The following is a 979-nucleotide window of genomic DNA, read 5'->3' as shown; positions in this document are numbered from 1 at the left end:
GAATACGATCTCAATTTCGATTGGGTCCGCCAGGTTTCTGAGCGAGTAAAAGGTGCCAAGGCAGATCGCACCAGAGCCAAAAAATTCAAAAGCAAGAAAAAAGCTAGTGTACCGGCCGACCACACCACTACAGAAAATAAGATAGTGTACCGGAATTCCACCCCACTACGAGAGTTAGTAGGGGTGCCGACCGATACACTAGGTAATCCAGCGTACCGGAATTCAGGTACCCAAACCTACTGGTGTACTAACAGTACACCTAGTACGGTTGCGAAAAACTGGCACTCTGGCCTTGGGGCCAGTGCGGTTTCCGCACCCTTAAGAGAAGAATATGCGATGGCAACAATCACGCATGCAGAACTCGATACGGAGAATGAGGGCAAGTCCACGATGGACGATGACGAAGAGTTGGACGACATATTCTTCATCTCCTCAACGAACCCCGAAGAGGCGGAGGACGGTCTGCGTAGACTGAACCTCCTGTCAGACGCATTGACCCTCGATATCGACGCCAAGGATCCAAGCCATCTTGTTGGGGCTGAGATTGTTATAAAGCGGATAGGCCAGCGTATCCTTGGGTATTATGAAGAAGAGCCTGCAGTCCGTCGCGATGTGACAATCCTTTCCGTCAAGGCCGCTGATGAGGGTGGCTATCGAGTCGGTCTTCAATTTAACGATTGTGAGGAAGGCGACGTGCCGACTCATACGATTAAGTTGAGCTCAACCAACGGCCTGCAAACAGCAGCATCTCGCACTGGCCGCAATCTTGCCGGCGCTAGAGTGTTCTTGGACGCATACGGCGACTTGTACGTGTTCCAGCCTCACCCTGAGAATGAACAGTCTGCAGGAAGCGGCCTGACACTCAAACGTGTGGAAACTTTTTAACAGTTAACGTGACACAGTAAGCGAATACGCTTACTAAAAGAACCTGGGCGGCTCCGTACCAAAGCAACCGCCCAGATCCCCGATCATTCCAGAC

Annotated in this window: 1 protein-coding gene; it reads left to right on the top strand. The window is 51.4% G+C overall.

The features are described 5' to 3' along the window. Positions 1–885, top strand: an 885-nt coding sequence (locus tag ACXJ5O_RS28250; RefSeq protein WP_457302802.1) for a hypothetical protein, incomplete at its 5' end; no start/stop codon positions are given. Between the last annotated feature and the right edge of the window lie 94 nt (positions 886–979).

The sequence above is a fragment of the Phyllobacterium sp. P5_D12 genome, assembly GCF_054049495.1.
The sequence above is the reverse complement of the archived record's forward strand: the minus strand, read 5'-3'. Positions and strand labels throughout refer to the sequence as shown.